This window comes from Bacillus sp. 3255, from assembly GCF_031456485.1.
Taxonomy (GTDB): domain Bacteria; phylum Bacillota; class Bacilli; order Paenibacillales; family NBRC-103111; genus Paenibacillus_E.
In genome coordinates this window covers 179,081-204,759 of the sequence record NZ_JAVDUS010000011.1, presented here as the reverse complement: position 1 = coordinate 204,759, position 25,679 = coordinate 179,081, and the positions used below count along the sequence as shown (strand labels likewise).

23 protein-coding genes and 3 pseudogenes are annotated in these 25,679 nt (G+C 43.7%); 7 read left to right on the top strand and 19 right to left on the bottom strand.

Going from position 1 to position 25,679, the window contains the following annotated elements:
- Window positions 1-6: 6 nt before the first annotated feature.
- The 6 genes from J2X61_RS18230 to J2X61_RS18205 form a co-directional block, all read right to left on the bottom strand.
- Entirely contained in the window at window positions 7-975 is a 969-nt protein-coding gene (locus J2X61_RS18230; RefSeq protein ID WP_310189577.1) for a carbohydrate ABC transporter permease, read from the bottom strand.
- Window positions 972-1,895 carry an ABC transporter permease subunit gene (locus J2X61_RS18225; RefSeq protein ID WP_274470503.1) on the bottom strand — a complete coding sequence of 308 codons (924 nt, stop codon included), beginning with the start codon at window positions 1,893-1,895 and terminating at the stop codon, window positions 972-974. The genes J2X61_RS18230 and J2X61_RS18225 overlap by 4 nt, the downstream gene beginning before the upstream one ends.
- 353 nt (window positions 1,896-2,248) lie before the next feature.
- Window positions 2,249-2,518 (bottom strand): dockerin type I domain-containing protein, encoded by a 270-nt coding sequence (locus J2X61_RS18220; RefSeq protein WP_310189575.1) that lies wholly within the window; start codon window positions 2,516-2,518, stop codon window positions 2,249-2,251.
- Window positions 2,519-3,059: 541 nt separating this feature from the next.
- The gene (gene tatA, locus J2X61_RS18215; RefSeq protein WP_274470505.1) at window positions 3,060-3,272 is read right to left on the bottom strand and encodes a twin-arginine translocase TatA/TatE family subunit; all 213 of its coding nucleotides are present in this window, start codon (window positions 3,270-3,272) and stop codon (window positions 3,060-3,062) included.
- A gap of 21 nt (window positions 3,273-3,293) precedes the next feature.
- Entirely contained in the window at window positions 3,294-3,854 is a 561-nt protein-coding gene (locus J2X61_RS18210) for a RidA family protein (protein ID WP_274470507.1), read from the bottom strand.
- A 20-nt stretch (window positions 3,855-3,874) separates the two neighbouring features.
- Window positions 3,875-5,482, bottom strand: a complete 1,608-nt coding sequence (locus tag J2X61_RS18205; RefSeq protein WP_310189574.1) for a flavin monoamine oxidase family protein — start codon at window positions 5,480-5,482, stop codon at window positions 3,875-3,877.
- 223 nt (window positions 5,483-5,705) lie between these two features.
- Here J2X61_RS18205 and J2X61_RS18200 point away from each other — a divergent pair, with 223 nt between their 5' ends.
- From J2X61_RS18200 to J2X61_RS18190, 3 genes are all read left to right on the top strand, one after another.
- Window positions 5,706-5,942 carry a MerR family transcriptional regulator gene (locus J2X61_RS18200; RefSeq protein ID WP_167064274.1) on the top strand — a complete coding sequence of 79 codons (237 nt, stop codon included), beginning with the start codon at window positions 5,706-5,708 and terminating at the stop codon, window positions 5,940-5,942.
- A gap of 28 nt (window positions 5,943-5,970) precedes the next feature.
- On the top strand, window positions 5,971-6,735 hold the full coding sequence (gene tatC / locus J2X61_RS18195) for a twin-arginine translocase subunit TatC (protein WP_310189573.1): 765 nt from the start codon (window positions 5,971-5,973) through the stop codon (window positions 6,733-6,735).
- An 81-nt stretch (window positions 6,736-6,816) separates the two neighbouring features.
- Entirely contained in the window at window positions 6,817-7,743 is a 927-nt protein-coding gene (locus tag J2X61_RS18190) for a LysR family transcriptional regulator (protein WP_274470511.1), read from the top strand.
- On the opposite strand, the gene J2X61_RS18185 is transcribed toward J2X61_RS18190, so the two are convergent.
- The 3 genes and pseudogenes from J2X61_RS18185 to J2X61_RS18175 form a co-directional block, all read right to left on the bottom strand.
- Complete coding sequence (locus J2X61_RS18185; RefSeq protein WP_310189572.1) at window positions 7,688-9,046, bottom strand: APC family permease; 1,359 nt, start codon at window positions 9,044-9,046, stop codon at window positions 7,688-7,690. The two genes, J2X61_RS18190 and J2X61_RS18185, sit on opposite strands and share 56 nt — an antisense overlap.
- Window positions 9,047-10,556: 1,510 nt before the next feature.
- Window positions 10,557-10,889 (bottom strand): annotated as a pseudogene (locus J2X61_RS18180) (ABC transporter ATP-binding protein); the annotation flags it as partial.
- Window positions 10,890-11,180: 291 nt separating this feature from the next.
- Window positions 11,181-11,372 (bottom strand): annotated as a pseudogene (locus J2X61_RS18175) (hypothetical protein); the annotation flags it as partial.
- A 112-nt stretch (window positions 11,373-11,484) separates the two neighbouring features.
- On the opposite strand from J2X61_RS18175, the pseudogene J2X61_RS18170 reads away from it, so the two are divergent.
- Both J2X61_RS18170 and msrA read left to right on the top strand, forming a co-directional pair.
- Window positions 11,485-11,638: pseudogene (locus tag J2X61_RS18170) on the top strand (peptide-methionine (R)-S-oxide reductase); the annotation flags it as partial.
- A 21-nt stretch (window positions 11,639-11,659) separates the two neighbouring features.
- Complete coding sequence (gene msrA, locus J2X61_RS18165) at window positions 11,660-12,202, top strand: peptide-methionine (S)-S-oxide reductase MsrA (protein WP_310189569.1); 543 nt, start codon at window positions 11,660-11,662, stop codon at window positions 12,200-12,202.
- A gap of 193 nt (window positions 12,203-12,395) precedes the next feature.
- On the opposite strand, the gene J2X61_RS18160 is transcribed toward msrA, so the two are convergent.
- The 3 genes from J2X61_RS18160 to pdxR form a co-directional block, all read right to left on the bottom strand.
- On the bottom strand, window positions 12,396-13,067 hold the full coding sequence (locus J2X61_RS18160; RefSeq protein WP_310189567.1) for an NAD(P)H-dependent oxidoreductase: 672 nt from the start codon (window positions 13,065-13,067) through the stop codon (window positions 12,396-12,398).
- A gap of 150 nt (window positions 13,068-13,217) precedes the next feature.
- Window positions 13,218-13,868 carry a peroxiredoxin-like family protein gene (locus J2X61_RS18155; RefSeq protein ID WP_274470517.1) on the bottom strand — a complete coding sequence of 217 codons (651 nt, stop codon included), beginning with the start codon at window positions 13,866-13,868 and terminating at the stop codon, window positions 13,218-13,220.
- A 398-nt stretch (window positions 13,869-14,266) separates the two neighbouring features.
- Window positions 14,267-15,676 carry a MocR-like pyridoxine biosynthesis transcription factor PdxR gene (gene pdxR / locus J2X61_RS18150; RefSeq protein ID WP_310189564.1) on the bottom strand — a complete coding sequence of 470 codons (1,410 nt, stop codon included), beginning with the start codon at window positions 15,674-15,676 and terminating at the stop codon, window positions 14,267-14,269.
- Between the two features lie 293 nt (window positions 15,677-15,969).
- On the opposite strand from pdxR, the gene J2X61_RS18145 reads away from it, so the two are divergent.
- Both J2X61_RS18145 and J2X61_RS18140 read left to right on the top strand, forming a co-directional pair.
- Window positions 15,970-16,671, top strand: coding sequence for a Crp/Fnr family transcriptional regulator (locus J2X61_RS18145; protein ID WP_274470519.1), 702 nt, complete (start codon window positions 15,970-15,972; stop codon window positions 16,669-16,671).
- Between the two features lie 324 nt (window positions 16,672-16,995).
- Window positions 16,996-17,340, top strand: coding sequence for an MmcQ/YjbR family DNA-binding protein (locus J2X61_RS18140; protein WP_274470520.1), 345 nt, complete (start codon window positions 16,996-16,998; stop codon window positions 17,338-17,340).
- Between the two features lie 317 nt (window positions 17,341-17,657).
- Here J2X61_RS18140 and J2X61_RS18135 read toward each other — a convergent pair whose 3' ends face one another.
- From J2X61_RS18135 to J2X61_RS18105, 7 genes are all read right to left on the bottom strand, one after another.
- Window positions 17,658-18,413 (bottom strand): thioredoxin family protein, encoded by a 756-nt coding sequence (locus J2X61_RS18135; RefSeq protein WP_310189562.1) that lies wholly within the window; start codon window positions 18,411-18,413, stop codon window positions 17,658-17,660.
- Between the two features lie 209 nt (window positions 18,414-18,622).
- Window positions 18,623-18,934 (bottom strand): thioredoxin, encoded by a 312-nt coding sequence (gene trxA / locus J2X61_RS18130; protein WP_310189560.1) that lies wholly within the window; start codon window positions 18,932-18,934, stop codon window positions 18,623-18,625.
- A gap of 56 nt (window positions 18,935-18,990) precedes the next feature.
- On the bottom strand, window positions 18,991-19,920 hold the full coding sequence (gene trxB / locus J2X61_RS18125; protein ID WP_310189558.1) for a thioredoxin-disulfide reductase: 930 nt from the start codon (window positions 19,918-19,920) through the stop codon (window positions 18,991-18,993).
- Between the two features lie 382 nt (window positions 19,921-20,302).
- Window positions 20,303-21,400, bottom strand: coding sequence for a GerAB/ArcD/ProY family transporter (locus tag J2X61_RS18120; protein WP_310189556.1), 1,098 nt, complete (start codon window positions 21,398-21,400; stop codon window positions 20,303-20,305).
- A gap of 39 nt (window positions 21,401-21,439) precedes the next feature.
- A complete protein-coding gene (locus tag J2X61_RS18115) occupies window positions 21,440-22,528 on the bottom strand; it encodes a Ger(x)C family spore germination protein (protein WP_274470526.1) in 1,089 nt (362 codons plus the stop codon).
- A 20-nt stretch (window positions 22,529-22,548) separates the two neighbouring features.
- The gene (locus J2X61_RS18110; RefSeq protein WP_310189554.1) at window positions 22,549-24,048 is read right to left on the bottom strand and encodes a spore germination protein; all 1,500 of its coding nucleotides are present in this window, start codon (window positions 24,046-24,048) and stop codon (window positions 22,549-22,551) included.
- A gap of 337 nt (window positions 24,049-24,385) precedes the next feature.
- The gene (locus tag J2X61_RS18105; protein WP_274470528.1) at window positions 24,386-25,627 is read right to left on the bottom strand and encodes an MFS transporter; all 1,242 of its coding nucleotides are present in this window, start codon (window positions 25,625-25,627) and stop codon (window positions 24,386-24,388) included.
- Window positions 25,628-25,679: the final 52 nt, after the last annotated feature.

Here is a 25,679-nt window from a genome sequence, read left to right as displayed (position 1 = left end):
TGCAAATTATCCTTTCACTGCACCGATCATAATCCCCTTGACAAAAAACCTTTGGAAAATCGGATATACCAACAAAATAGGCGCTACAACAATAACAGTCACCGTCATTCGAATGGAAGTCGTGGTTTGCTTCGTTGCCAGACTTGACATCGCTGTCGAACCGGCATTCTGCAGGTTTACCATGCTGGATAAGGAACTTGCCTGATTCATATAGTTATAAAGAATAAACTGTAAGCTATAAAGTTTGCTCTCCGTGACTAACAACAACGTGTCCTGGAAGGAATTCCACTGATCCACCGCTGCGAATATAGCAACTGTAGCTAATATGGGTTTACAAATAGGCAACATGATTTTGAAAAAAACGGTCATGGCCCCGGCACCATCGATACTTGCCGCGTCCTGCAATTCCTTCGGCGTTGACTCCACGAAAGTCTTTACAAGAATAATGAAAAATGGTGCTACGATTGTCGGCAGAATATAGGCCAAGAAATTGTTAGTCAGATGCAACGACCTCATTGTCAAATACCACGGAATAACCCCGGCATTAAAAAACATGGTTAAAACGGTATAGCGATACCATAACTTCCTCTTCCACATATCCTCCTGGGTAAACATGAATCCCAGAAAGGCGGATGCCCCTACCGTCAAAGCGGTTCCGACCACGGTTCTTGCTACAGATACAACGGCTGCATCCAACAGTCCCGGTATTTTAAATGCATCCACGTAGTTATGGAATTGGACTTGCACCGGGTAGAAGATAACATCTCCTTTGGCACTGATATCGTTTGCGCTTATGGTATTAATAATGATGGAGTAAAATGGGTATACACAAACAAAAGCATATAAGGAAAACAACACATAGATTAAAATAGTAATCATTTTATCTGTTGGACTGACCTTGACTTTGATTTTCCTAGTGAGATGGCGGCCAGGCACTTTATCATTCTGCACCAGCTCTGCTGCTGTATCACTCATACAATACTCTCTCCCCTTAGTCTTTTTGATAGTCCGTTCACAGAAAAGAGAAGTACAACACTAATCAAGCTCTTAAGCACACTGATCGCTACGGAAACGGAATAGCTGCCGCCTCCCATTGCAAGGTTGTACACGTATAAGTCTAAAACCTGTATGGAATCCTTGTTAAATGCATTTTGAAATACAAAGTATTGCTCCAAGCCATTATTCAAAAAACTCGCAATTTGCAGCATCAACAAAACGAAATAGGTCGGCACCATACTCGGCAATATGACATGCCAGATTACCCTCATCCTTGTCGCGCCGTCTACATAGGCCGCTTCATATAGCGAATCATCTATGCCCATAATGGCTGCTATATACAATATGGCTGACCAACCCAACGTTTTCCATGTTGTCCATATCCACATCATCATCCAAACATGGTCGGAATTTTGAAGAAGTAATATCGGGGAATCAATCAATCCAAGTTGTTTCAAAAGGCCATTAACTATACCTTCACTAGAGAACATTGAAAATGCCAGTGAATAAACCAATACCCAGCTGATAAAGTTCGGCAAGGTTGTTACCGTCTGTACAAACCTTCGGAACCGTACGGATTTGATCTCCGTCAGGAATATGGCAAAAATCATTGGAAGCCAGGAGAATAGCAGATTTAAGCCACTCATTCCAAATGTATTTTTGAGTATTTGAAGGGTTTGATCGATCTTTACTTGGTTTTCGACCAAGGTATGAAACCACTTCAAACCGACAAACGGCGATTGGGATAGCGGAATCGGCGGCGTATAGTCAAAGAATGCATAAACCCAACCATATAGCGGGTAATAGGCAAAGATACCAAGCAAAATCATAAAAGGGAGTATATATAGAAATTTTCTTATTGAACTGCTGGTCAGGCTGTTTTTTTGTACTTGCACCATGCAACACTCCCTTATTAATGATATATTCAACGTAATTATTGACACATTACGATATCTATAAATATATATGGAATGCCGAAATGGCAATTTCCTCTACTGTAGTGCAACAGGTCAGAGCGCAACAGGTCAATCGGTAGATTAAAGGATGCGCCTTCTGTTGACAGCGTTTTCATTCCGTTTCGTTAAAGCAATTATAAAATATCAATTTTTTCAAAACAATGACTTATCCTCATCGATTATTGATCTATTCTCATATAGCTCGGATTAGGGCTTCCACAACAAGCACAAAAAAAAGAAATGGCGGTCCAAAGTTAACTTCAACTAAGGCCACCATTTCTTTTTAATTCAGAATTTTACGTGCCAAGAATCGAGATATCAACGATGTCAATTGTGCCGCCGCCACTCAAATCCACCGCCTTGTACTGATTCCAATCTGAATCTTCTTTCTTTTTACCATAAGCAGAAGCAATAATCGCAAGGTCACCAATACTTACTTTATTATCGTTATTGAAATCTCCATCGATAGCTTTAATTCTTGAATCATTAAAGCTTTGCAGTGCCGCATTCAGGCTCAGGATCGCCTCTTCAATTTCAGCCTGGCTTACTCCCTGAGTCGATGCCACAACTTGAGCGGCATTGATTGCTGCCTGCAGGGTTGCTTTCGAACCTGATGGATATTGGCCAGGATATGTGCCTTCAGTTGGCGCATCATGCGCACTTTGCGCTTCCGCGATCAGCCGCAGTAAGCCGCACAGGGTCTTTTACACGCACCAGTACATACAGGTTATTATTGACCTATAACACTTTACCTGAGCCGTCTGTCGGACCGTTCGCCATTTTGTTATCTTCTGATTTGCTACATCGCGTACAACGGAGAGCAGCACTGCACCAACAAGTATAAGTCGAATATGCCCCACTATTTTACTTAAATCCTCCACGTAGCCCATGATAGCTCTCCAATCGAATGAATTATTACTTTAATAATTCCCACGCTGATTGAATTGCATTCATTGAACTAACGCCCTTTGGTTCCCATTCAAACAAAAAGAAGCCCCGCACCGGGGCTTCCTCTCTTTTTTCGATCATTTATTCACATTGGAGTTATACAAATTGACCGTATTAACGAGAATCAAAGGTACAGGTTTGTGTCATTCAACCATCCAATTAGGCTTTCGCCTTGTCAAGACGCTTATCATCCGGCTCCATATGGTCAGCCGATTCTTTGCCATCGGAAACTAGTTCCCTGGCTGAGCTCTTGAATTCGTGCAGCGTGCGGCCTACAGCGCGACCCAGCTCCGGAAGCTTGGATGGACCAAACAACACCAGAACAACCACTAAGATTAACATGAGACCTGGGAAGCCAATATTTTGCAGCATAAGATCATCAACTCCGTTTCATTAGTTTTGGTTATGATGCTTCGGATATACCGCCACAGCTTCGATTTCAATCAGCCAGTCAGAGCTGACGAGACCTGCAACGCCAACCGTGGAACGCGCCGGTTTAACAGGGTTCGCTTCCGTTCCGAAAAATTGGGCATAGGCATCAAACCAACCTTGAAAGTCGAACTTATTGTCTTTGGCTGCATCCGCCGTTACATACACACGAAGATAAGCGACATCGGCAAGCGTTAAGCCTTTCTCCATTAATTGCTTCTCAATTTCCTTCAAAATACCGATACCTTGCGTCTTGGTATCCCCATAGCGCTCATAAACCGTTTTGCCTTCTTTATTAATGACAGGCGGCACGGTTCCGCTTGTGAACAAATAAGAGGATCCCGAAGGGACGGATACGCCTGCAGCAATCGAGGAGGAAGGGTTTCCATAGAACTCGACTTCATTAATCGGCTCTGATGCATATTTGTTCGTCTTTTCGGTTCCCGCAGCATAAGCGCTAACACAAATGAGGCATGAACCTATGGTGGCAGCTGCTATTGTTTTCACTTTTTTAGTTAAGATCATCGTTCATCGCTCCTCTTTGTCTACTCTTTCATGACGCGCTCATGAATCTCGGTGACTACTTTTCTTGCAGACTCAATAGCACCTGCCTGCCAAGCGGTAATGTAGCTGATATGCTCCCCAGCCAAATAAATACGGCCATCCGGCTTGCATAAGGTCGGGTAATAATTTTTACGGTCATCCGCTGTATACGAAGCCCATCCGCCAAGGTTGTACTTGATCTTCTTCCAATCGACGGAGAACGAAGCTTCGAACTCTTTATAATACTGCGGATGAATTTTGGCGCCTTGGCTTAACGCGTAGTCTTCGCGCTGGGCCGGTGTCATTTTGCCGAGTTTATCCGCATTTCCGCCGAAGGCGTAGTACCCGAGCAGAAGCCCTTTTTTCGCAAAATAGTCGGTAGGCGGGTAATAGATGCTGGAAATATCCATATTCGTGAGCGTGCTTCCGCCGTAAATAAACTCATCTTCCTCCCAGAAGCGGCGCTTGAACTGAAGACCGATTTTGCCCGCGGAGGCATATGCGATCTTGGAGATAGCCGTTGACATTTCGGCGGAGAAATCAGCCTTAATATCTTTAAGAACAGGGAGCGGAATGGTGCAGATACAGAAGTCGCCTGAAACCTCTTTGCTTGCGCCCGTGTTCAAATCCTTATACAGAATGCGCACGCCTTCCGAAGATTGCTTAATTTCTTGAACTTCGGAATGGAACTCAATTTTATCGCCAACACGCTTCTCAAAAGCTTTCGCGATCATATCCATACCGCCAACCGGGTGGAACATCATCATTTGCTGATCATAGGAATATTCACTGCTAAAAAATTGTCCAAAACCGGAATTAATGATAGCTTTTAAGCTGAATGGATCTTTGCGGACGCCTGAGTCGAATTTACCGCCTGGCTCCTCCGTGTACCCGGCCCGTTCCGAACCTTTGTAGAACAGATCCGCATTCAAATCCCCTTCGGATTTCAAATACGCAACGAGTTTCGCTTTTTCTTCCGTTGTTAAGGGGATATCCAGCGCCTTTTGATTCACTGCTTTAGCCAACATTTCAGCCACGTAGCCTCTAACATCCGCTTTCGCTTGGCGTTTCGGAATTTTCACGCCTGACAGTTCGCCCACATTTTCGTTATAGTAGTAGCCGCTTTCGTTCACATTGTTAAATGGCTCGATCGCGACACCAAATTTGCGTGCATAGTCCAAAGTCACGTGAAACTGCGGGATCCTCATCGGTCCAGCGTTAAAATACATGCCATTATCAAAGCGTGCGACTTGTTTGCTTCCTCCTATTTCTGCAACCGTCGTTCCTCTGCGAACCGACCATGCCCTGCCGCCCACTCGAGCTCTAGCTTCTAAAATGGTACATTGATACCCCGCGTTTCCAAGTTCATAGGCAGCAGTTAAACCGGCAATCCCTCCGCCTAAAATGATAACTTTCTTGCCATTGCGATTCGTTGAGGTGAGATCCCAGCCTGAAGGAGGCGTATAGTCGGCAGCTTTCATTGTCTCTGGGGATAACAATCCTAACGTTCCCATAACACTAAAAAGTGCGGCTGAACCTCCTACTTTTCCGACAGTAGTCAAAAATTGTCTACGTGTAATTTGATCTTCTTTAATCGGTGTCTTCTCCATGCTCCCATCTCCTCGTTCATGTTTGGATAAACCGCACATTAAACATATCAAACGAAAAATGGTTTCGTCATTAGTTTGTGTCAGATTACATTACATAATTTAAACTTATACCAAGATAAAAATGGATTATTTGATCTAATTTTACCGTAATGATAGAGTTTACTTATATTTACGTCACGTACATGTTAATTTAACTAACATAAACGGAGGTTGGATAACGATGATGACGAAGATGACACAAAAGAAAGTGATCCAAATCGGTGTGGTCAGTGAATTGACCGGATTATCGGAAAGGCAAATTCGCTACTACGAAGATCGGAAACTTATCTTTCCGGAGAGAAGCAAAGGGGGCGTTCGCAAATATTCATTCGAAGATATTGAAATGATTATGGATATACATATAAAAATGACGAACGGCTTCCACACCGTCGAGCTCAAACGCATGTTGGCAGGTTCGTAAGGCAAACAGAGACTTGGAGGTGCCTTCTATGCAAATAAAAGAAATGATGTCACTGGTGGACCATTTATCCGAGCTCCGAACCCGCATTATTCGGGTCTTGATTGTTCTTGTTCTAACAATGATTGGCGGATTTTTCGCTGCTCAGAAAATTCTTCTATACTTCAAAGAAACTCCCCCGGCATCTAGCATGAGCTGGCACGTGTTCTCCCCTATGGATGGCATTCGCATCTATATGATGATTGCTTTCGTGATTTCGCTTACGATCACATTGCCTTTTATTCTTTTCCAAGTATGGGGCTTCGTGAAGGCAGGTCTTACCAAAGAAGAACAAAGCGCCACACTCCGCTATATTCCTTATACATTCCTTTGCTTCATGATCGGGCTTTCCTTTGCCTACTTTGTCGTCTTCCCCATGTGCATGACTTTCACGATTCGCATCACAGAAAATCTTGGATTGACCCAAACCTACGGCGTTGCTCAATATTTCAGCTTCATGCTCAACATCGTGCTGCCTTTATCCATCGCCTTCGAATTGCCTATCGTCGTCATGTTTCTGACGCGTATCAAGCTTCTGAATCCGAAGCTGCTGCACAAATTTCGCAGATATGCCTATCTTGTGCTCGTCATCACGGCAAGCCTTATATCGCCGCCTGACCTCATCTCCCACTTGATGGTCGCCGTGCCCTTGTTTGCTTTATATGAAATTAGCGTAGTGCTCTCCCGCTTCATATATAATGCACAAATTCGCGAGAACAACAAAATGAACGCTGAAGCGACTGCAACTTCCTATTAAAATAGGCCTTCACTATCATTGTCTTCCTTTGCCGTATGGGATATATTTACACCAATATATCCATCAGGGGCAGGGTGAAGTATGCGGATCGAACAACTACTGTATTTGATCGAGATTAACCAAACAGGATCTATTTCATTGGCAGCCGAAAAACTGCACGTTTCCCAACCGAACATCTCCCAAGCGATCGTCTCGCTAGAGGAAGAGCTTGGTGTCAAGCTTTTTAATCGATCGCGTTTTGGCGCCGTACCGACTGATGATGGCAAACTGATTATAAGTAAAGCTGAAGAAATTATTAGCAAAGTAGAGGAACTCCGGGAATCCGTCGGCCATCATGCCAAAGAGCTTTCCGGGCTCCTCTCCATTGCATCCGTACCAAGCTTGTGCCTAAGCGTACTCCCCCCAGCACTAGCGATTTTCAAAGAAAAGCACCCTGGATTAGAGCTGGAAATGCTGGAACTTGACTATCAGCAGATCAAGCAAGAGGTGCTTTCCGGAAACGTCGATATGGGCTTAATCGCTGTTTCGAGGCAGTACGAAGAGACCAATAAACAGTTAACCGTAGAAAAGTTAATGGATAACCGCGTTATGGCCTGTGTAGGCAAAAATTCGCCCTTTTCTGACCGGACAAGCATCTCCATTGAGGAACTTGCGAAACAACCGATCCTTCTAAACTCCGATTATTTGATTGAGAAGCTCAAAAAGCACGGGGAACCGAATATTTTATTCAAGTTGGGCAATTCGGAAGCGGCAAAGCGTGTAATAGCCGAGGGCATTGCAATTGGCTTTTATACAGAGCTCGGCTTAAAATATGACCCCTATATTCTCACCGGCAGCATAGTCGCCTTAGAAATTACCGGAGAGGACATGGATGTGTCCTTCTGTTCCATTAGATTAAAAAATCGGCATCAGTCCATCGCGTGCAGAGAGTTTACTAAAGAGTTGAAAGCCATTATTGCGACAAATGAATCTCGGATCTATCCCCCACAGCATGCTTGTCATTCGTAGGATCGAACTTTCGTCTCCCTACAATCTTTACATATACGATGAAACCTATGAACAGCACCATGTTTCCAACAATTAAAGGCGCTGATAACCGGCTGAGCAATAAATAACCTTGATAGACCAACAAAATGACGGCAACGGAGACCACCATATACAGAAGGGCAGGTTTCATGGTGAATGGCGCTTTACGATAAAGCTCAGGGTACTTGCGCGGAAGCTGTACTGCCGAGAGTACGGGGAAAATGCTGGAAAAAAGCAGGATGCCGACACCTAACTGGGAAATCGTCGTTAAAGATACGCCCGTCACAATCGGCACGACTCCGAGAATGTAGTAAAACGTCAGCAGCCAGTGCGGTGTGCCAAATCTGCGATTGACAGCGCCAAAGGCAGCTGGCAGCCAACCATCCCGGCATGCAACGAGCATCCCCCTCGTCACCCAGGAGAACGTCACGTTTAGCGTTGAGGCCAATGCGAACATCGCTCCCCCAACAATAAAGAACATAAACAACGGATTCGGCAAAATGGTCCTCGCAACATCTGTAAGTGATTCCCCAGCAACCTCACTAACCGGCAAAACGCCAGTCGCTACAATGCCAATGCCGATATACAGCAACGCGACGATACCACTGCTGATCAGGATCGCAAGCGGAATATCCCGATGAGGACGTTTCATCTCCCCTCCCAGTTCAACAACCGCATAAGCACCGCCAGAGGCGAAGGAAGTCATTCCTACTGCCGTAAGTAAGCCCGTCCAGCCATGAGGCATCATCTCAGCAGGTTGAAACACCGCGTAATCCACCTCTGTAACTCCCCAAGCGATAAAGACAAGCAGAGATATCAGTTTAATCACGACCAACATTTTACCCAATGATGACATGAACTTCACGCCGAAAAGATTAATCAAATAGAAAAATGTGAGCATGACGAACGCAATCAGCATAATGGGAGCTTCCGGCACAAGCCCCTGTAAATATTGCGCGAAAGAAATGGCATACACCGCTATGGTCAAATGACCGAACGTGAATAAGAGCAGATAAACAAACCCCGCGTTCGGAGACAGCAGCCGACTTGTGTAGGTGTACATGCCCCCTGTCGTTGGAAGCACAGAGCCTAGCACTGCAAGAGGGATCGTAACGATGAGCATAAAAATCGAGGAAAGCAGGAATGCGAGCGGAACCCCAGTTCCGGTTAAACCAATGGCGATCCCTGTAATGGACATGATGCCTGCTCCAATAATTTGACCAATTGCAATGCCAATCGCATCTTTTAACCCTAATACTTTTTTCAAATTCGCCTCATCATTCATCACGATGCCCCCTCGCAATTTCGATCGTAAAGTTATCATCCCAATTCTTCATGGATCTGAGATTCCCTGCTTATTTTCAGAATATTTATTATTTTTGTAATTTGGCATAAATCTCGCCCTTCTTTGCAAAGTTTATATAGTTGCTTCATATTGAAAGCCGCATGAAACTTTTACAGAAAATCATTTTGACTTGGGAAGGGAAGTTGATTTCGTATTCTTACACTTGAGCAAACCGAACAGATTGAAGCTGGTTGACCGAATCCGCAAGACGCCATTATTATCACCCTGCTCACTGATGGCATTGAGGCTCACGAAATTGTTTATTTGAAAAAGAGTGCCTTAGACGCAAAAAAGCAACTACTCACAGTCACGGATTCCTTTGGGGCGAAAAGACATGTCCACATATCAAGGAACGATTTTTCATACTCGTTTTGTGATGAATTTCATGAGCAATGAACAAGGCTACCCATCGTTTCCGATGCAGCCTTGTTCAAGTTCGTTATTCAATATCGTTTCTCCATAGTTTAATAAAGACGGACTACATGTGATAGATTGAATTCTTCATCGTCTTAGGCACCAGTACAATCAAATAGTTATTTACCCACATAGCATGAAATACGGTTAAGTTTAAACTTCATAAAAGGAAGTGGAATTCAATGTTTTTTATCCCACAACCGCAGGTGTACATGAGACAACCGCAATCTCCTCCACCTGCATTTATTCCCCCAAAACCTGAGGTATCCTATGTAGTTGACTGTTTATATGAATACACATATGTCTGGCTTCTGAATGGAGACAATTTCTGGTTTTATCCGACTCGTGTAGAGTACGGTGAAGTTTCAGGTTATAGGTGGAATGGAGTGTTTTGGATGTTTTATGGCATTGATCCAAGAATTATTGATGTCGTTGCGTGCCCCCCAATTCCTACCCTTTACTAAAAGATGATTATTATGGAGTTTCTGCACGACCTCCTGCCGAGTAGGAAAAGGCAGCCGTCCAAACTGTATCGGCTGCCTTCCTTGTTTATTCAGCTATCGTGTCCCGATAGTTTAATACTAAACGAATATCCAGAAGTATTTACTTCAGTCGTTTTTATCTTGATAAGCTTTTATAAGAGGAGCTATTGTCTCATACGCTTGGAGGAAATGAAATACAATCAAATCGAATTCTTCCTGTGATTATTTCGATTTCTTTACAAAACAACTCAATGTTTTCACTCTCATAATCATAAGCCTTATTTCGATAACTGCAATATCTTCATAAGGGAGTCGCTGCCGACCGCGGCGAACTGCTCCCTTAACTTTCCACTATCGTTCTCCTTTAGCTTAGTTGTCGTTTTCTTTCCGGTTTCGTTTTAATATCATTAGTAACGTAATAATTACAAACAACACCACAGAAATGATAGCAGTAACATTGAGGATTTCACTCGTTTTTTTCAACTCAGCTATTTCTTCAAGGTCATTACTAGCGAGTGATAATTCTTTTGTTCCTCCGCACCAAGTATCTGTCGCTAATCCCTGAAATACACAACCCGCTTCGCCTGCTGGGCAATTGCCAGGTCGTGCGTAATCAACACAATCGTCCTGCCCTGCTCATTCAATCTCTGGAAAATCCCCAGAATCTCCGTCCCGGTCTTCGAATCCAACGCCCCCGTCGGCTCATCCGCCAGAATTATCGCCGGATCCCCGGCCAACGTCCGGGCAATCGCCACCCGCTGCTGCTGTCCGCCGGACAGCTCGGACGGCAGATGCTGCCTGCGGTCCACCAAATCAACGGCGTCCAGCGCCTGCATCACAAGCGGCTCCCGCTCCTTCCTGCTCATCCCCCGGTAAATGAGCGGCACAAAATCCCATCAGCAGGAGGACGCTCAATTATGAATTTTAAATTTCAGGACAAACAAAATAGACTAGTTGAAAAAAATTAAGCTTTCAATTTGTTTTACAGAATGAAGAAAGGACGTCCCAAAGTCATCTATGACTTTGGGACAGCCCCATTCTGGTTTATTGCCGCTATGTACCAAAATGCTCCACATGGCTGTTACCGCCTCCGCTATTTTTCTGCTCGCGTTCTAGCATGTCCAAATACGTATGTCCGGCATTTAGTACTTCAATAAATGCGATCGACATCGTAAACGCTCCCCCGCCACCGAAATACGGCCGTCTTTTATCGCTTTAACTGCCGATTTCTCCGTTGTAAATACTTTCGCGCGTCCGGTATGGTGGTATACACCGTCTTCTCCTACAACTTCAGGGTCAATGGCGGTCGATTTAATGACTGAGCCCTCAGGAGCAATATTTCCGATAGGAAATGTCACTGTGGACTCCAGAATTCCAAAGTAGGAGCCCCTTTCTTTTAGCTAGATATTACTATTTTTTGCCTGTAATTGTTCATGAATTTTCCAATACGGATTTGGGACATGCTAGACAAGGAGCATCGAGTCCTATGAGATGACAAGGACCGAGGTTAGATCCACTCACGGCGACAGCCATCTCGGTCACATCTTCCCGATTAGCTAATCGAGGTGGCCTACGCTACTGCATCAATTCCGCGTCGCTCCGATTCATCCATCGCGACGAAACGGAGAACGAGGGCACGACAAATATCTCGATCAGATTGAGGAGGTTTAATATGCATCAGCGCGCAGTACTCGCTGGGGGATGCTTCTGGGGAATGCAGGACTTAATCCGCAAGCTTCCCGGCGTCGTCTCGACTCGCGTCGGCTATACTGGCGGTGACACTCCGAACGCGACCTATCGCAACCATGGCACTCATGCGGAAGGGATCGAAATCGTCTTCGATACAGCAGAGACGAGCTATCGGCGCATCCTGGAGTATTTCTTTCAAATTCACGATCCTACGACGCGGAACCGTCAGGGCAACGATATCGGCACAAGCTACCGTTCGGCGATCTATTATACGAGCGACGAGCAGAAAAAGGTGGCGGAGGAGACGATCGCCGACGTGAACGCGTCGGATCTGTGGCCGGGCAAGGTCGTCACCGAAGTGATGCCTGTCGGCGACTTCTGGGAAGCAGAGCCGGAGCACCAGGACTATCTGGATCGCTATCCGAACGGCTACACCTGCCACTTCCCGCGCCCCAACTGGGTCCTTCCAAGGCGGGAGGCCGATGGCGCCCCGTCAAGTAGACAACAATGAAATAAGAGCACAAAGCAGCCTTAGTCCGGTACTCCGCCGGACTAAGGTTGTTTAATTTTTATTAAAAATCGCTTGTGGTTGCCCAAAAAATCCTACCTTTAAACACCATAAAAAAGGAGTTGCCGAACCCACAGCAACCCCCACTTTTTTAACTCAACAAGCATCTGATAACGAAGCATGTCCACTGATGCATTTATCGCCATTCAACAATCTCGTCGAGATGTTGTCTTGTTTGTGGACGTTTGGGATCTTTTTGACGATATCCGAAAGCGACCATACAGGATACACCGAAATCGTCGCCGTCAATGATACCTTCATTTTGTAAAATAGAAGTCACCTGCTTTTTATCAAAACCTTCGATCGGACAGGAATCAATACCAATTTGAGCCGCGGCTGTCATCATGTTCCCCAATGCTATATAGGTTTGTCTGATTGACCATTCAAAGATGAGACGGTCATTATCTTCGAGTTCTGTTTCCACGAAGTTCTTGTAGAAATCGGACCAATCTTGTACAACTTCTTCAGGCATATGATGTATGTCTCTAAACATTTTGTTCACGTGAACCGAGCCAAGCCGTAAGCCTTTTTCTCTTCTGGCCAGTATAACTACAAAATGGCTGGCAGTGGGCAGTTGTCCCTTGGCGCCGCCAGATACAGGGGATAATTTTTCCCGAAGAGCTGCATTCTGGATGATGACAAACTTCCATGGCTCGAAGCCAAATGAACTTGGAGACAATCTTCCTGTCTCCAAAATAAAATGAAAATCTTCATCAGAAATCTTTTTGTTGGAATCAAACACCTTGCAAGCATGTCTGAACTGGTAAGCTTTTAAAATTTCTTGTTTTTTACTCTCTGTTTTTATCATGTGGAATCAACCTTCCTTCTATTTTACTCTCTTTGATAACCGACCTTGTAATCATCACAACCAGTTTGTGGATTTATGTCTATTAAAGATACTAAAGCAGCAATAAGTCAGCATTTGATGAGATCTCCAGCTTGTCCCTTTCCCCGCACGTTAAAGCTTTTTTAACTCTCGCAAAATTTCCTCCGGGCTTTGACGCTGCATGAAATTCGGATTGACATAGGAGGAACGAATAATGGCGCTCTCATCAATCATGAAGGTAGCCGGAACCGGCAAAACCCATTGCGAAGTATTGTTGTATTCCGCAAGATCGACTCCGATACCTTCCATGAGTTCCCTTACTCCCGTCGGAACATCGAAGAGCAGATTGTACTTGGCCGTTACCAAGCCGTTCGGATCGCTAAGGACTTGAAATTTCAATCCTTCTTTTTCCTGAAGGGATAACGAATGATCCGGCTTTTGTGGGCTAATCGCTATAAGCTGCGCTCCTATGGCCTGGATTTCCGGTAATATCTGCTGGTATGCCCTTAATTGCATATTGCAATAAGGACACCATCCGCCTCGATAGAAGACCAGCACTACCGGTCCTTTCGCCAACTCTTCAAATAAAATGACATCCCGCCCTAGTGCATTTGTTAATTTAAAGTCCGGCGCTTTATCACCTGGTTGTTTTCCGGAAGCAATCCCCGATTTCTGAAGTTCCTCAATCATTTGACCGATCTTGATCTGCGCTTCAATCGGTGCATTGGCCTTAAACTGCTGAGCAGTTGCTTCCAACTGTTCGGTTAAATTTTGGTTGCTCATGTTCTTAAACCTCCAATTTCGAATGATAACTTGATTATAAATTTAAAAATATCGGAGTTATGTAATGTAGTTTACAATTCTCCATTTTTATTTTTGAGATTGGGTATACAGGCAAAACTGTATTAAGTATCGAGAACATGAAACCTAATATACTGTTGAATCACTACTGTCGCACCTAAAATGCTGAAAGATTCCCGGTTTCTATAACAATCGGAATAACTCAACTGTTTAGTAGCATTTGACTTCTTATCGTTCTGAAACCTCCAAATATGGATTGGATAGATCGATTACAGTTCTAAAAAAAAAAAAATGGAGTTCTGTAATGTTAATTACTGAACTCCATCGTATTTTGAAGTATGAAATTGAAGTAGATTCGGAAACAATTTCGATCGGTATGTTTATGACATATGTCTTAAGACACTCGCAATCGCCTTGATTCCCTCGAAAATGTTGTTTTCTTCCACATTGCCAAATCCCATAATAAGTCGATCTTCGTACTTCCCTTTAGTGATTGTGTATTTTTGTACGGGATATACTTTAATATGAAGTGCCTCAAGTTTAGCGACTACTTGGGAGTCGCAAACGCTTCCGGCCATTTCCGTAACCAGATGCAGTCCTGCGGCATCCCCAGATATTTTCACGCTGTTGCCGAAAATGTTGGACAAACCGGCGATGAGACATTTTCGTCTTTTGCTGTAAATGCGCTTCATATGGGCGATGTGGTGTTCTAGGTGGCGTTCGGCGATAAATCTTGACAAAGTGATTTGCGGTAAGATCGGACTGTGCATGTCTGTCAGATGCTTTAAACGAAGAAGAGGAGTTATCAGTTCATGCGGAACTACCATATAACCAATACGCAACGCAGGGAACAAGTTTTTACTGAAAGTCCCGACATAGACAATACGTTCCGAGTCAAGCTCTCGTAGAGCATGTACCGGCATTCCTGTATAACGGAATTCGCTGTCGTAGTCATCTTCGATAATATAACATCCGTTTTGACCGGCATAATCTATAAGCTGCAAGCGCCGTCCAATGGAAAGAATGCTGCCTAAAGGAAATTGATGTGAAGGAGTAACAAACACACATTTGGGGAGCCGATGAGTCGGTATCTCGTCAACGCGCAGGCCATGTTCATCTACCGGAACTGGTATAATATCAGCACCTGTCGATGCAAAAATCTGTTGAATGAAGGTTGCACTAGGATCTTCTACGACTACTGCGTCCCCCGGTTTCAATAAGAGCCGGGACAGCAAGGCTATGGCTTGAGTCGCTCCGGCGGTTATGATCACCTGCGAAGGTAAGCACCTAATCCCCTTGGTATGCAGTAAAAACCGACAAATATTCGCTCGAAGTTGCCAATGGCCTGCAGGATCATCGTCATAGCCAAATTCTATTGAATGAATATCTGCATATGCGGCAATGGCAGTTTCTTTCCATCTCTTGAAAGGGATGTGCTCTAAAGCTGGGAAACTTGGGCGAAAATCAATGCCCTGGAAGCGAGCCGGGGGTTCCGGAACAGTCGTTTCACAGGAATAATCGATTTCTTGGAGCTGAGAAGGGAATTGACGTTTACTTCCGCCTAAATCAACGACATAGCTGCCAGAGCCATGACGGCCCTCCAAGTACCCTTCAGCGATTAGCAGTTCAAACACGTCCACAAGGAGTGCCCGCGATACTCCGAATTCGTTTGCCAAATCCCGCGTGGATGGGAGTTTAACACCGGCTGCAAAAATACCTTGAATTATCTGTTCGCGCAGTAAGGAATAGATTTGTTTGGTTTTTGTTGCTGACAACGTGCGTCGGGGCATAAAACATGCCTCCCTCATTTCTATAAGTGGTATGCTGATTTTCAAATAAAAGTGGATCTGATGGAATCCAATTTTACATGCTAATGTGGATATTGCCAATGCAAAGTTTCAGATAGAAGATGAAACCGATGAACCTTACTTATTCGGACCCGTGAACGGAATGCGCGGCCGACTGGCTTCCAATCGCCGAACTGAAATATACGAAACCCCTCTTTTATGTTGGTTTATAAACAACCATGGTATCAAGGATCCGTATCCCGCTGGCTATCACTCATTTGGAGGCTCGATATTCAATGAACAAGCTTTGGTATTTATCGCAAATCAGCATTTTTGAAGAAATGTCGCGAGAAGAAATGAGAGAGATCGATCAGTTAGATACCATCCATCATTTCAATTGGATCACAAAAAACACATTGGTCCAAACCCCGGAGTCCACGCGCGAGGGACTTTATTTCGTCAAGGAGGGCAAGCTTAGACTCTATAAACTGAACGACAGCGGAAAACAGTTCACACTTGGCATTCTCACAAGAGGAAATATATTCGGAGAGTTAAATTCATTCTCGTTCGGAACTAGGCGAGTTTATATTGAAACGATGGAATCGTCGCTTCTTTGCACCATGTCCGAGCCTCAGTTCGAACGACTGATGATCAATCGACCTCAGCTCGCGTTCAAATTTCTTACAGCACTCAGTGACCGGCTAAAGGAGCGCGAGGATCAATTGGAACAGCTTGCGCTTCATGGTCTTAGAGAACGCGTGCTCCATCTCCTTTACACACTGAGCGTAAAATTCGGAGTCATTCAAGACGGATATGCCCTGATCGATCTGCCTCTTTCCCATCAAGAAATTGCGAATATGCTCGGTGCTAGCCGCGAAGCGGTCAGTGGCGTGATGAGCGAGCTTGCCAAGGAGGGCGTAGTTAAGACATCACGCATGTCTATTCAACTTGCTGTTACAATACTTGAAGAAAATCATTCCCGAAACTCTACACATTGATATGCAAAGACCCCCCGAGTTCAGGCAGTCTTTGCTGGATCATTCAATGGGACCGGACTGAGGCAGCAAGGGTTGACAGGCGGTGTTCGAGGGCACGCCTTTGCGGATCATCTATGCGAAGCAGTCGATCACTGGAAGGTAGTTGGCATACGAATAACTCAACAAGGTGTACTTGCGGAATCGGCAGCTTTCGATAAATAAAAGGATTCTAATTAAAAATTGGGAACGTTCGTTTTATAAAATAAAGATACTGAAGATGCTTACCAACCGTTTAGATAAACGGAGTGGACTATACGTTTTCATTTACCAGGGAGATGAGTCGATTTGTATAATAATATCATGGAATACTGTCTAAACAAAAAAGGAGCGAACTTAGATTATCCTTTGGGTGCGGGAACTGATCCAGTAGCGATAAAAATTGCAGGTAAAATATTTGCTCTTATTTATGAGAAAAAAGGGTATTTGGTCCTAAAATGCGACCCGGTGGCAGCGGAAAACTTGAGAGAGCAGCATGTAGACGTTCGACCGGGGTATCATATGAACAAACAGCACTGGAATACCATTAATCTCGAGGGTTCTTTGCCAGTCTCGGATATCTTTGAAATGATCGATCACTCTTACGATTTGGTTGTTAAACGTCTTCCTAAGAGCACCCGGGAGTCTATTTAGTTTTACCTAAGTCGCACTTCAAAATGCCCAAGTTAATCACAAAACATTTTTTTGGTTTTAACCAACTACTTTCATCATCTTCCGAAAAACTTCCATTTTTTTCACCGCTAGTATTTGTGGCCGTAGTCTTCGAGGCAAAATAAAGCTCCCCTTCCTGTAACAGGCTTTGTAGTTTACCTGTTAACTTTAAAGGGGAGCACCAGTCTCGGCGATCTGTAACTATTAAAATATAATTTTTGCATGAAATGACTGAAATACAAACAGTGCTATGTCGGCTCTTCGATCCAAGCATTTAATCCCATCAATCGGGAAAAAATTCACGAAGGGAAGGTAGTAAACAAATCTTTTAATTCATGAAGTATAACCCCCTGATATTCGTTGCCAGTATGATAGATCTCGCCGATCTCCCGATATATTTGGTTCAATTTCTCCTTATAATCAGGTTCCTGTTTATTTGGATTGTTCTTTTTAAACCTCTCCATCACGGCCTGAATATAGGCTGGACGCGCTCCCCATCTGCCTAGAACATCACCGGACCCATTCAAGAAAACAGCGATCGGCTGTGCCCGCCCTCCATCCGTGAGAAAGAGATCCATAGTTTCCATATGCTCTTCCATAAGCAACACTTCAGTCGAAATGTGACACTGCTCCATCACTCGAAACAGTATTGGGACGTTCCAGATGACGTCCGGACACCAGTCCGTGCATAGAATCAAACAGTGCAGGTCGGAGCGATTGTTTAATGCAGTATAGAATGCTTTCTTGTCTTCATGCGTCCATGCGAAATTATCGTAAACGGAGAAAAACAGATCTTTGGTATTCGGGATATTACTGAGTTCCATCGAACGAATCTGCATGTGATCCATGAACTGTTGAGGTGAAATCCCTTGACCGATTTTGTGTGCTAAATTCAATCGTGATTCCATTCCTTCATGCACCCTTTTCATTATTTTTGGGATATTGCGAACTGAGGATCTCCATAAAATAGTCTTTCGAAGAATCATTTTCAAAAAAACGAGTCCGATTGAGGCTTGATCCTGAAAGCCTTCAAGTTCTCCTTCAATCTCAGGCATTGCATAATACAAAGTGGAACATCTTCGACCGAACAGCTATTTATTACCATAATGATTGTATCATACCCACGTTACGATGAAATTCATGCAGTAATTTCACAACATATATTTCAAACGGGAGCTAATGTCCCTACCGTATATTTTTTTAATTCTGCATGTACACTGCTATTTGAATGGAAATATGGTGTATGGGTGTTGTTTACTGACTCTCAGGCCTGCTCGATAGCAGCCTTCAATCGATCTTTCGGCTGCACGCCGACGAGTTGGTTCACGACTTGCCCGTCTTTGAATATTAACAAGGTAGGGATACTCATGACGTTATATTTGGCCGCGGATTCCGGATTGTCATCCACATTGATTTTTACGATTTTGGCTTTATCGCCGATCTCGGCGGATAATTCGTCCAGTACCGGAGCGATCATTTTACATGGTCCGCACCAAGGCGCCCAGAAATCGACGAGCACGGTGCCCGCTGCGGTCTCATTTTGGAAAGTAGCATCTGTTATCGGTTGAATTGACATGGCATTTGCCTCCCTTTTGAATGGTTGAATGATTGAGATTCAGTTATGTGAAAATATTAAGCGTACTGCTCGGACAAGAACCGTTCCGCATCCAACGCGGCCATACAACCGCTGCCAGCCGACGTAATGGCTTGGCGGTAAATGCGGTCCTGCACGTCGCCGCAGGCGAACACGCCAGGGATAGCAGTTTGGGATGTGCCTGGAATGACTTGCAGGTAACCGAGCTCATCGGTTGGCAGCTGCCCGCCCAAGAAGCCTGTATTCGGCGTGTGGCCGATCGCCAGGAAAATTCCGTCGGCTTCCAGCAGCTCCTCTTCGCCCGTTTCGTTGCTGCGCACTTTCAGTCCGCTGACGCCCATCGGCCCCGCCGTTACTTCGAGCGGTGTCCGGTTCAGGCTCCAGGCAACCCTCTCGTTGCCGCGCGCGTGATCCTGCATGATCTTCGAAGCCTTCAGTTCATTGCGGCGATGCACGACGCGAACCTCGGACGCGAACCGGGTCAGGAATTGCGCCTCCTCCATCGCGGTATCTCCGCCGCCAATCACGATGATTTTCTTATTGCGGAAGAAGAAGCCGTCGCAGGTTGCACAGGTGCTCACACCTCTGCCGATATTCTCGGTCTCGCCGGGGATACCCAGCTTCTTGGCCGATGCGCCTGTCGAAATAATCAGCGAGTCAGCTGTCAATTGACCGCCGTCCTCCAAGAACAGCGTGAACGGACGCTTGGACAAGTCCACTGCCGTCACCCGTCCTGACTGAATCGTAGCGCCGAAGCGCAGCGCCTGCTTGCGCATGTTATCCATCAGCTCAGGACCCATAATTCCGTCCGGGAACCCCGGGAAGTTATCGACCTCGGTTGTTGTCGTCAATTGGCCGCCGGGTTGAATTCCTTCAATAATAAGTGGAACAACACTCGCTCTTGCCAGATAGATCGCCGCGGTTAGACCCGCCGGACCCGTACCGATAATAATCGTTTTATAATGCATAAGAAGGCCTCCTCTTGCGTTTTTAATACAACTTTCGTTCATTCCTATTATTAAATTACCACTCAATTCTCTGATTATCTGTAAAACAGATTACAATCGGCAAATACAATAGCGGTTATCCTCGAATCTTACTCGTCTAAGCATTTCATACGAACGGAATTCGACGTAAGGAGGGCCTCCTAGCGAAACTTTCCCCTCCCTCGACCCGACTTTCATCGGTTAAAAGATGCATGCCTCGTGAAATGAGAAAAAGAGCCTCGGTGGCCCATCATTCGAATCATTCTCAAAGGATGATCAACCACCTTGTCCCGTTTTTGAGTAATTACTTAACAACCTGGGTGTACTATTATTCATTCGTTTAAGGCTTCTATCAGCTGTATGATTACCCCTTATTCCATTTTTTCCTTACTTGTGTTGCAACGAACATAATCGGGATATATCCATAAATAAAATAAAGTCCGACGTCAGCATAAAACTTGGACATCCATCTAAATATACTGCGATCCTGCAAAAAATACTCTAATATCAGAATTCCGAGCAGAAAAATAAGCAAGCTCACACGCGGTTTGATCTGAAAAATGTTTTTCATTCCGCGGCATGCACTCCACAAGCTTAAAGATATACCAGACAAATTTTTAAGCAACCACAATGAAATCGCTAGATATTCTATTCTCTGGAACACTGGTCCTTCAACTATCTTGAGCATATTAAGCGTAGGCCAAGTGATTTCGCGCAGCTGCCCTTCACTGAAATACATAAACGTTATGATTATTACCATCAAATACAATAATGTAACAAAAAATATCATCAAATGTGCCCACTTTTGAGATTTTTCTGGTGATTTAATGAATGGGTAAAAGAGTAGAAGAGCTTCAAATCCCAAGAATTGATATAGCATACTTTTAGAAGAGAGTAATATATCGGTTATTGAATGGTTAAAAAGAGGCATCAAGTTTAACGGATGTGTATACGGCAAAACTGACATATTCTCTGGAATAATAAAAATAAGTGCCATTAGGAATCCCAAAAAACTTAGTCCTGTAACGCTCCGAAACCCGCCTGATACGGTATAGTATATAAACGATACCAAAAGGGTGCTTATGGGTAAAATTTTCATTGATGGAAACATCCAGACTTGTATAACTTCAATATAGGCTTTGAATTCAATATAAGCCCCGAAAAAAAAATAAAGAACGATTGCGAAATTGATTATGTTTCCTGCAATTTTCCCGAAACATGTTTTGTTGATTGCAGTTACATCTAGACCTTCTTGATTAGAACTTAAAATTTTATAAATCATCCATAAGATTAAATGAATGCTAATCCCCACTAAAACAACAGAGATATAAGCATTATATCCGGCATGTTCGGCCACTTCACGTTGGAAATTCAGAACTCCGACCCCGACCATACTGACATACATTAGAGGAACAATTAAGAAGGGAGATATTAGGTATTTTTCGTCAACAGCATTTTTCATTTACGAAACACCTCACTAAACTGTATTTCCAGACATCGTTCAAGCATTACCAGTATTAGCAATTTTAACTTGAACACTTACAGTTGTTTTTATTACTTGATAAATTTTTTCAAAATCTTGGGCACTCCAATTCATAGACCGACTTCTTACTAAGTCGCCAAAGCCGACTGGATCAACCTTATTTTCTTTCAATAGTGAAAGGAATTTTTCAATTTCTGTTTTTAAATAAGAACCCATCGTTTTTTCAAGCTGTGTAAGCTGCTCTTCTGATCTCAAATCCACCCAATCCGGGACATTCTGAAGTTCCGTCACCAATTTCAACCTAATTGAAATAGAAGGGATTGGATTAACATTGTTCACAATATAGTTTACATTTGAATGCATGCTTCTCAATAAAATAAAATCTTCACTCTGTTTGTCTGATGTTTTTCCTGCAACTGGAACCTTGTAGTCCCCGTTCTTCGAGTTCTGAATAAGCATTTTTAATAAGAAAGCGTCCTTCATGCTGATTTCAGTTATCTTTTGATCACTTCTAAATAAAGCCAGGCCATCGATTATTACTTCTCCGTGATCTATTTTAAAATACGGTAAAAACATGTCTCGTCCTTCACCATAATAATTAAACAAGGATACATGAAGGTTCATCATCGGTAAATTTCCGTTTCTCATGTTTTGCTCAATCATATCCGATAAAAAAAACGGTTCATGGGTTTTTTTGATGATTTCCAACAGTTCCGAAGCATCCCGATCCACGACTCCAAGCTGAAGCCTCGATGAAATTTTAGGATCGCGAAGAAAATGATGGATTTCAGCCCCAATCCCTTTTTCTGCACTCGTTTTTCCGAATAACATCATCCTTAGCTGTCCCCTTTCAAGGGGATCATTTGTCCGCGTATTTAGTCGTGGCAGAGCGCCAATATTAGAGTTGGATTCCGTATGTAGAACGTCTAGTTCTGTTTTTCCCTGTTCTTTAAAGTGAGAAATTAGAGCAGCGCTTTTTTTGCCATTCGCAACGGTATCAAAGCTAATTGCATGGACAAGACAAATCTGATTCACAATTTTTTGATCGGAACATGCCGATAAAACTGCACACAAAATAATAATTGGAAAAATTTTTCTCCTATCCATAATGGCCCTCTTTCCATAATTTATTCTTCATCTAAGACATTTTTCCGTTTAACTGGTTTAGGCAAATACTTAACTGAAGATTTTGGTCTTAAATGTTGAGGTCTTTTATTCAGAATTTGAAAAGATGAACGTATAAAACTGTCTTTAAAAGACATAATCCTGAAAGGAAAAATCGGAACAGCGTAAGGAGAGCCTAGTGATTTCAAACGAATAATATGGACGAACAAAATACCGATCCCGATAAATATGCCAATTCCCCCCCATATCGCTGACAGAATGATGATAGGAAAGCGTAAAAATCGTATCGCATTTGACATCTTATATATCGGTGTCGTAAATGAGGCTAAAGCCGATAGCGCGACAACAATTAATAAAATATTACTTGTTAAAGCTGCTTGGACCGCGGCTTGACCGATAACAATTCCTCCGACAATACCTAAGGTTTGGCCAATTTTTGTAGGTAATCTGGCCCCTGCTTCCCGAAGAAATTCAATGGTTATTTCTAAAAAAAGCACTTCAAAGAAGGGCGGAAATGGAACGTTTTGTCTGGAAAAAATAAGGGGGCTAAGCAAATCTTTTGGAATGACTTCATAATGGAATGTGGTTATCGCAACATACATTGACGTGGCAAACAACGAAAAAATAACACCTAAGATTCGAATCAATCGAAAAAAAGAACCTAATATCCATGGCAAATAATAATCTTCCGCGGAAATAAAAAAATCAAACAATGTAGAGGGTCCCGTCAGAATATAAGGTGATCCGTCGCTAATGACCGCGACTTGCCCGCTAATAAGTGAATACACCGCTCGGTCCCTGCGTTCCGTGGATACAAACAATGGAAATGGTGTCAAAGAATTATCTGACATCATTTGGTCCAGTAAGGACGAATCAAACACGAAATCGTAATCAATATCAGTAAGCCTTTGCTCAACAGTTTGAATATACTGTTCATTTGTCAACCCATCGATATAAATGATTGCGACTTTTGTTTTTGAAGTTGTTCCAAGGATAATTTCTTTTATAATCAAGTTTGGGATATTGATTTCTGCTCTTAGCAAACCGATGTTTGTATCCAGGTCCTCTACGAAACCGACTTTAGGGCCGACGACGCTAAACTCGTTTTCCGTATCATTGTTTTCTCGCATTCCATGATTGTCGGCTAAATTAACCAATGCACACTTTTGATCATTTTCATGAAGTTGAACGATCGCATAACCTTTCAGCAATTTGGATTGAATATTTGTTAACTCGTCGGTAATCTCTACATCATTAATGGGGATCCAAGCCTTTATATCCTCGATTTCCTTGATTTCGGAATCCAAAGCGCGATTTTGCATCACAAGAATCAAATGTTGCTGCATCCATTTCGTATCGATTAGGGTAGTAAAATAAAAAATACTCACTTCTTGTTTACCAAGTAAAATAACTGTTTTCTTAAAGTCACTCGATTTTCCGGATAATTTTAATAATTGATCGAGGTTTTTAAACTCTGTATTCATTGCAAATAAATCCTTCATGGCCAAAATCTCCCAATGCTCATTATTTTTCGTGTTATATTATGGAAAGAACGCCTTTACTATACATGAGGGAATAACAACATAAGGATAACCGAGAATTCAGGCAGGCTTCTACAGCTTCAAAAGGTTTAGAGGGAGTAAACCTGGTGCTCTCGGATGGGTTTCGCTTAAGAAATTTTCCTAAAGGGCATCAATAATCAAAAAGCGCAAGTTCTGAGGTGAATTTCCCTTTTGAACTTACGCTTTTCTTCGTGACTCGTAGAATAAACAACCTCATTCTTAATGTTCAAATGAGAAGTAGGTAATCAGAACGGAGATTATCCCCCGCGCTCATCCGTCAGGATTGCAAGGCCTGCGAACTCATCTTGGATGGAAGACCTTCCGCATGAGTATGCGATCCGTTTCTAGCGGAATAGAACCGCGCAAACCTTACGGAATAACCCAACATATAGATCACCACCAGGGAAGCGAGAACATTCAGGATAATCAGAGACACGTACAAGCCAAATAAGTAGCTCAGTAGACCAACGCCCACGATTGGAACAATAAACCCGATGTAACCCGCAAAGTAGAAAGTCGATATCACCTTCGCCCGCTCTGATGCATTCGGAAGCTCGCCGGCCAGCCGCAAACTGATCTGGAACGTCCAACCACTGCCCAGCGCCTGAACCATCACCCCGATCCACATTAGTCTTATGCTTTCCGACGTCCCTGATAGAACGACAAGCCAGGCTCCGCAAGCCAATAAAGCGATACCGATACGGAGGCGTACAACCGGTTGTTTGAACCAAGGCAGCATTTGCATCATCGTACCACCTCCCATTAGTAACAGAATCAGTAGACCAGACACGGCAAGGTTGGAAGTATGAATCACGTTTTTTACAAACGAAGGAATCAAGGAGAGAACGGTTCCGTTCAAGGTAAATAGCGTGAAAAAGGGCAGCGCACTAAAAGACCAGAAATGAGGCTTAATGTCGGTAGGCACCACAAGTGAGATCGATGCCGGCACCGTTCGACTGTGTTCCTTCCGCGCTTGAAAATCCTTGTCCTGCAGCGTCTCCAAGCCAACCCAACCGCTCAGTAACAGAAGGGTCAAAACCCAAAACGGCGTACGCAGGGGCATCAGATGCAGATACTGGATGATTAAACCTGCCAAAGCAGGACCTAGACCGAAACCAACTGAAACGGCCATACCCGATAACAGAATCGCTTTGCCTGCTTCCTCTTTAGACGATTGCTTTAGCAAAAACGCGACTGCGGTGCCCGTAAAGCTGCCGTAAGCAACTCCTTCCAGCATTCTCGCCACGTAAACGAGCCAGGCCTGCTGGCTTGCCATAAAGAGAAGAGTGGCCAGGATCGACAACAGGATGCTGATACGAAGAACCCGTTTCAGCCCCCAACCGCTACCTCTAGAGCCGACAATGAGCAAAGAGGGCAGAAGAAAGACCGCATATACGGCGAATAAAATGGAGATTTGAAGACTGCTTAATTGGTACTGCTCCTGATACAACGGAAATAAAGGCGAAGTAAAGGAAGTTCCGGTAGACATCATGAGAATGACCCATAACATTTTTTTCATTTAGAACGACCTCCTTTTTTTGAATTTTTCAATGCGCGGTTGGTTGAGTAAA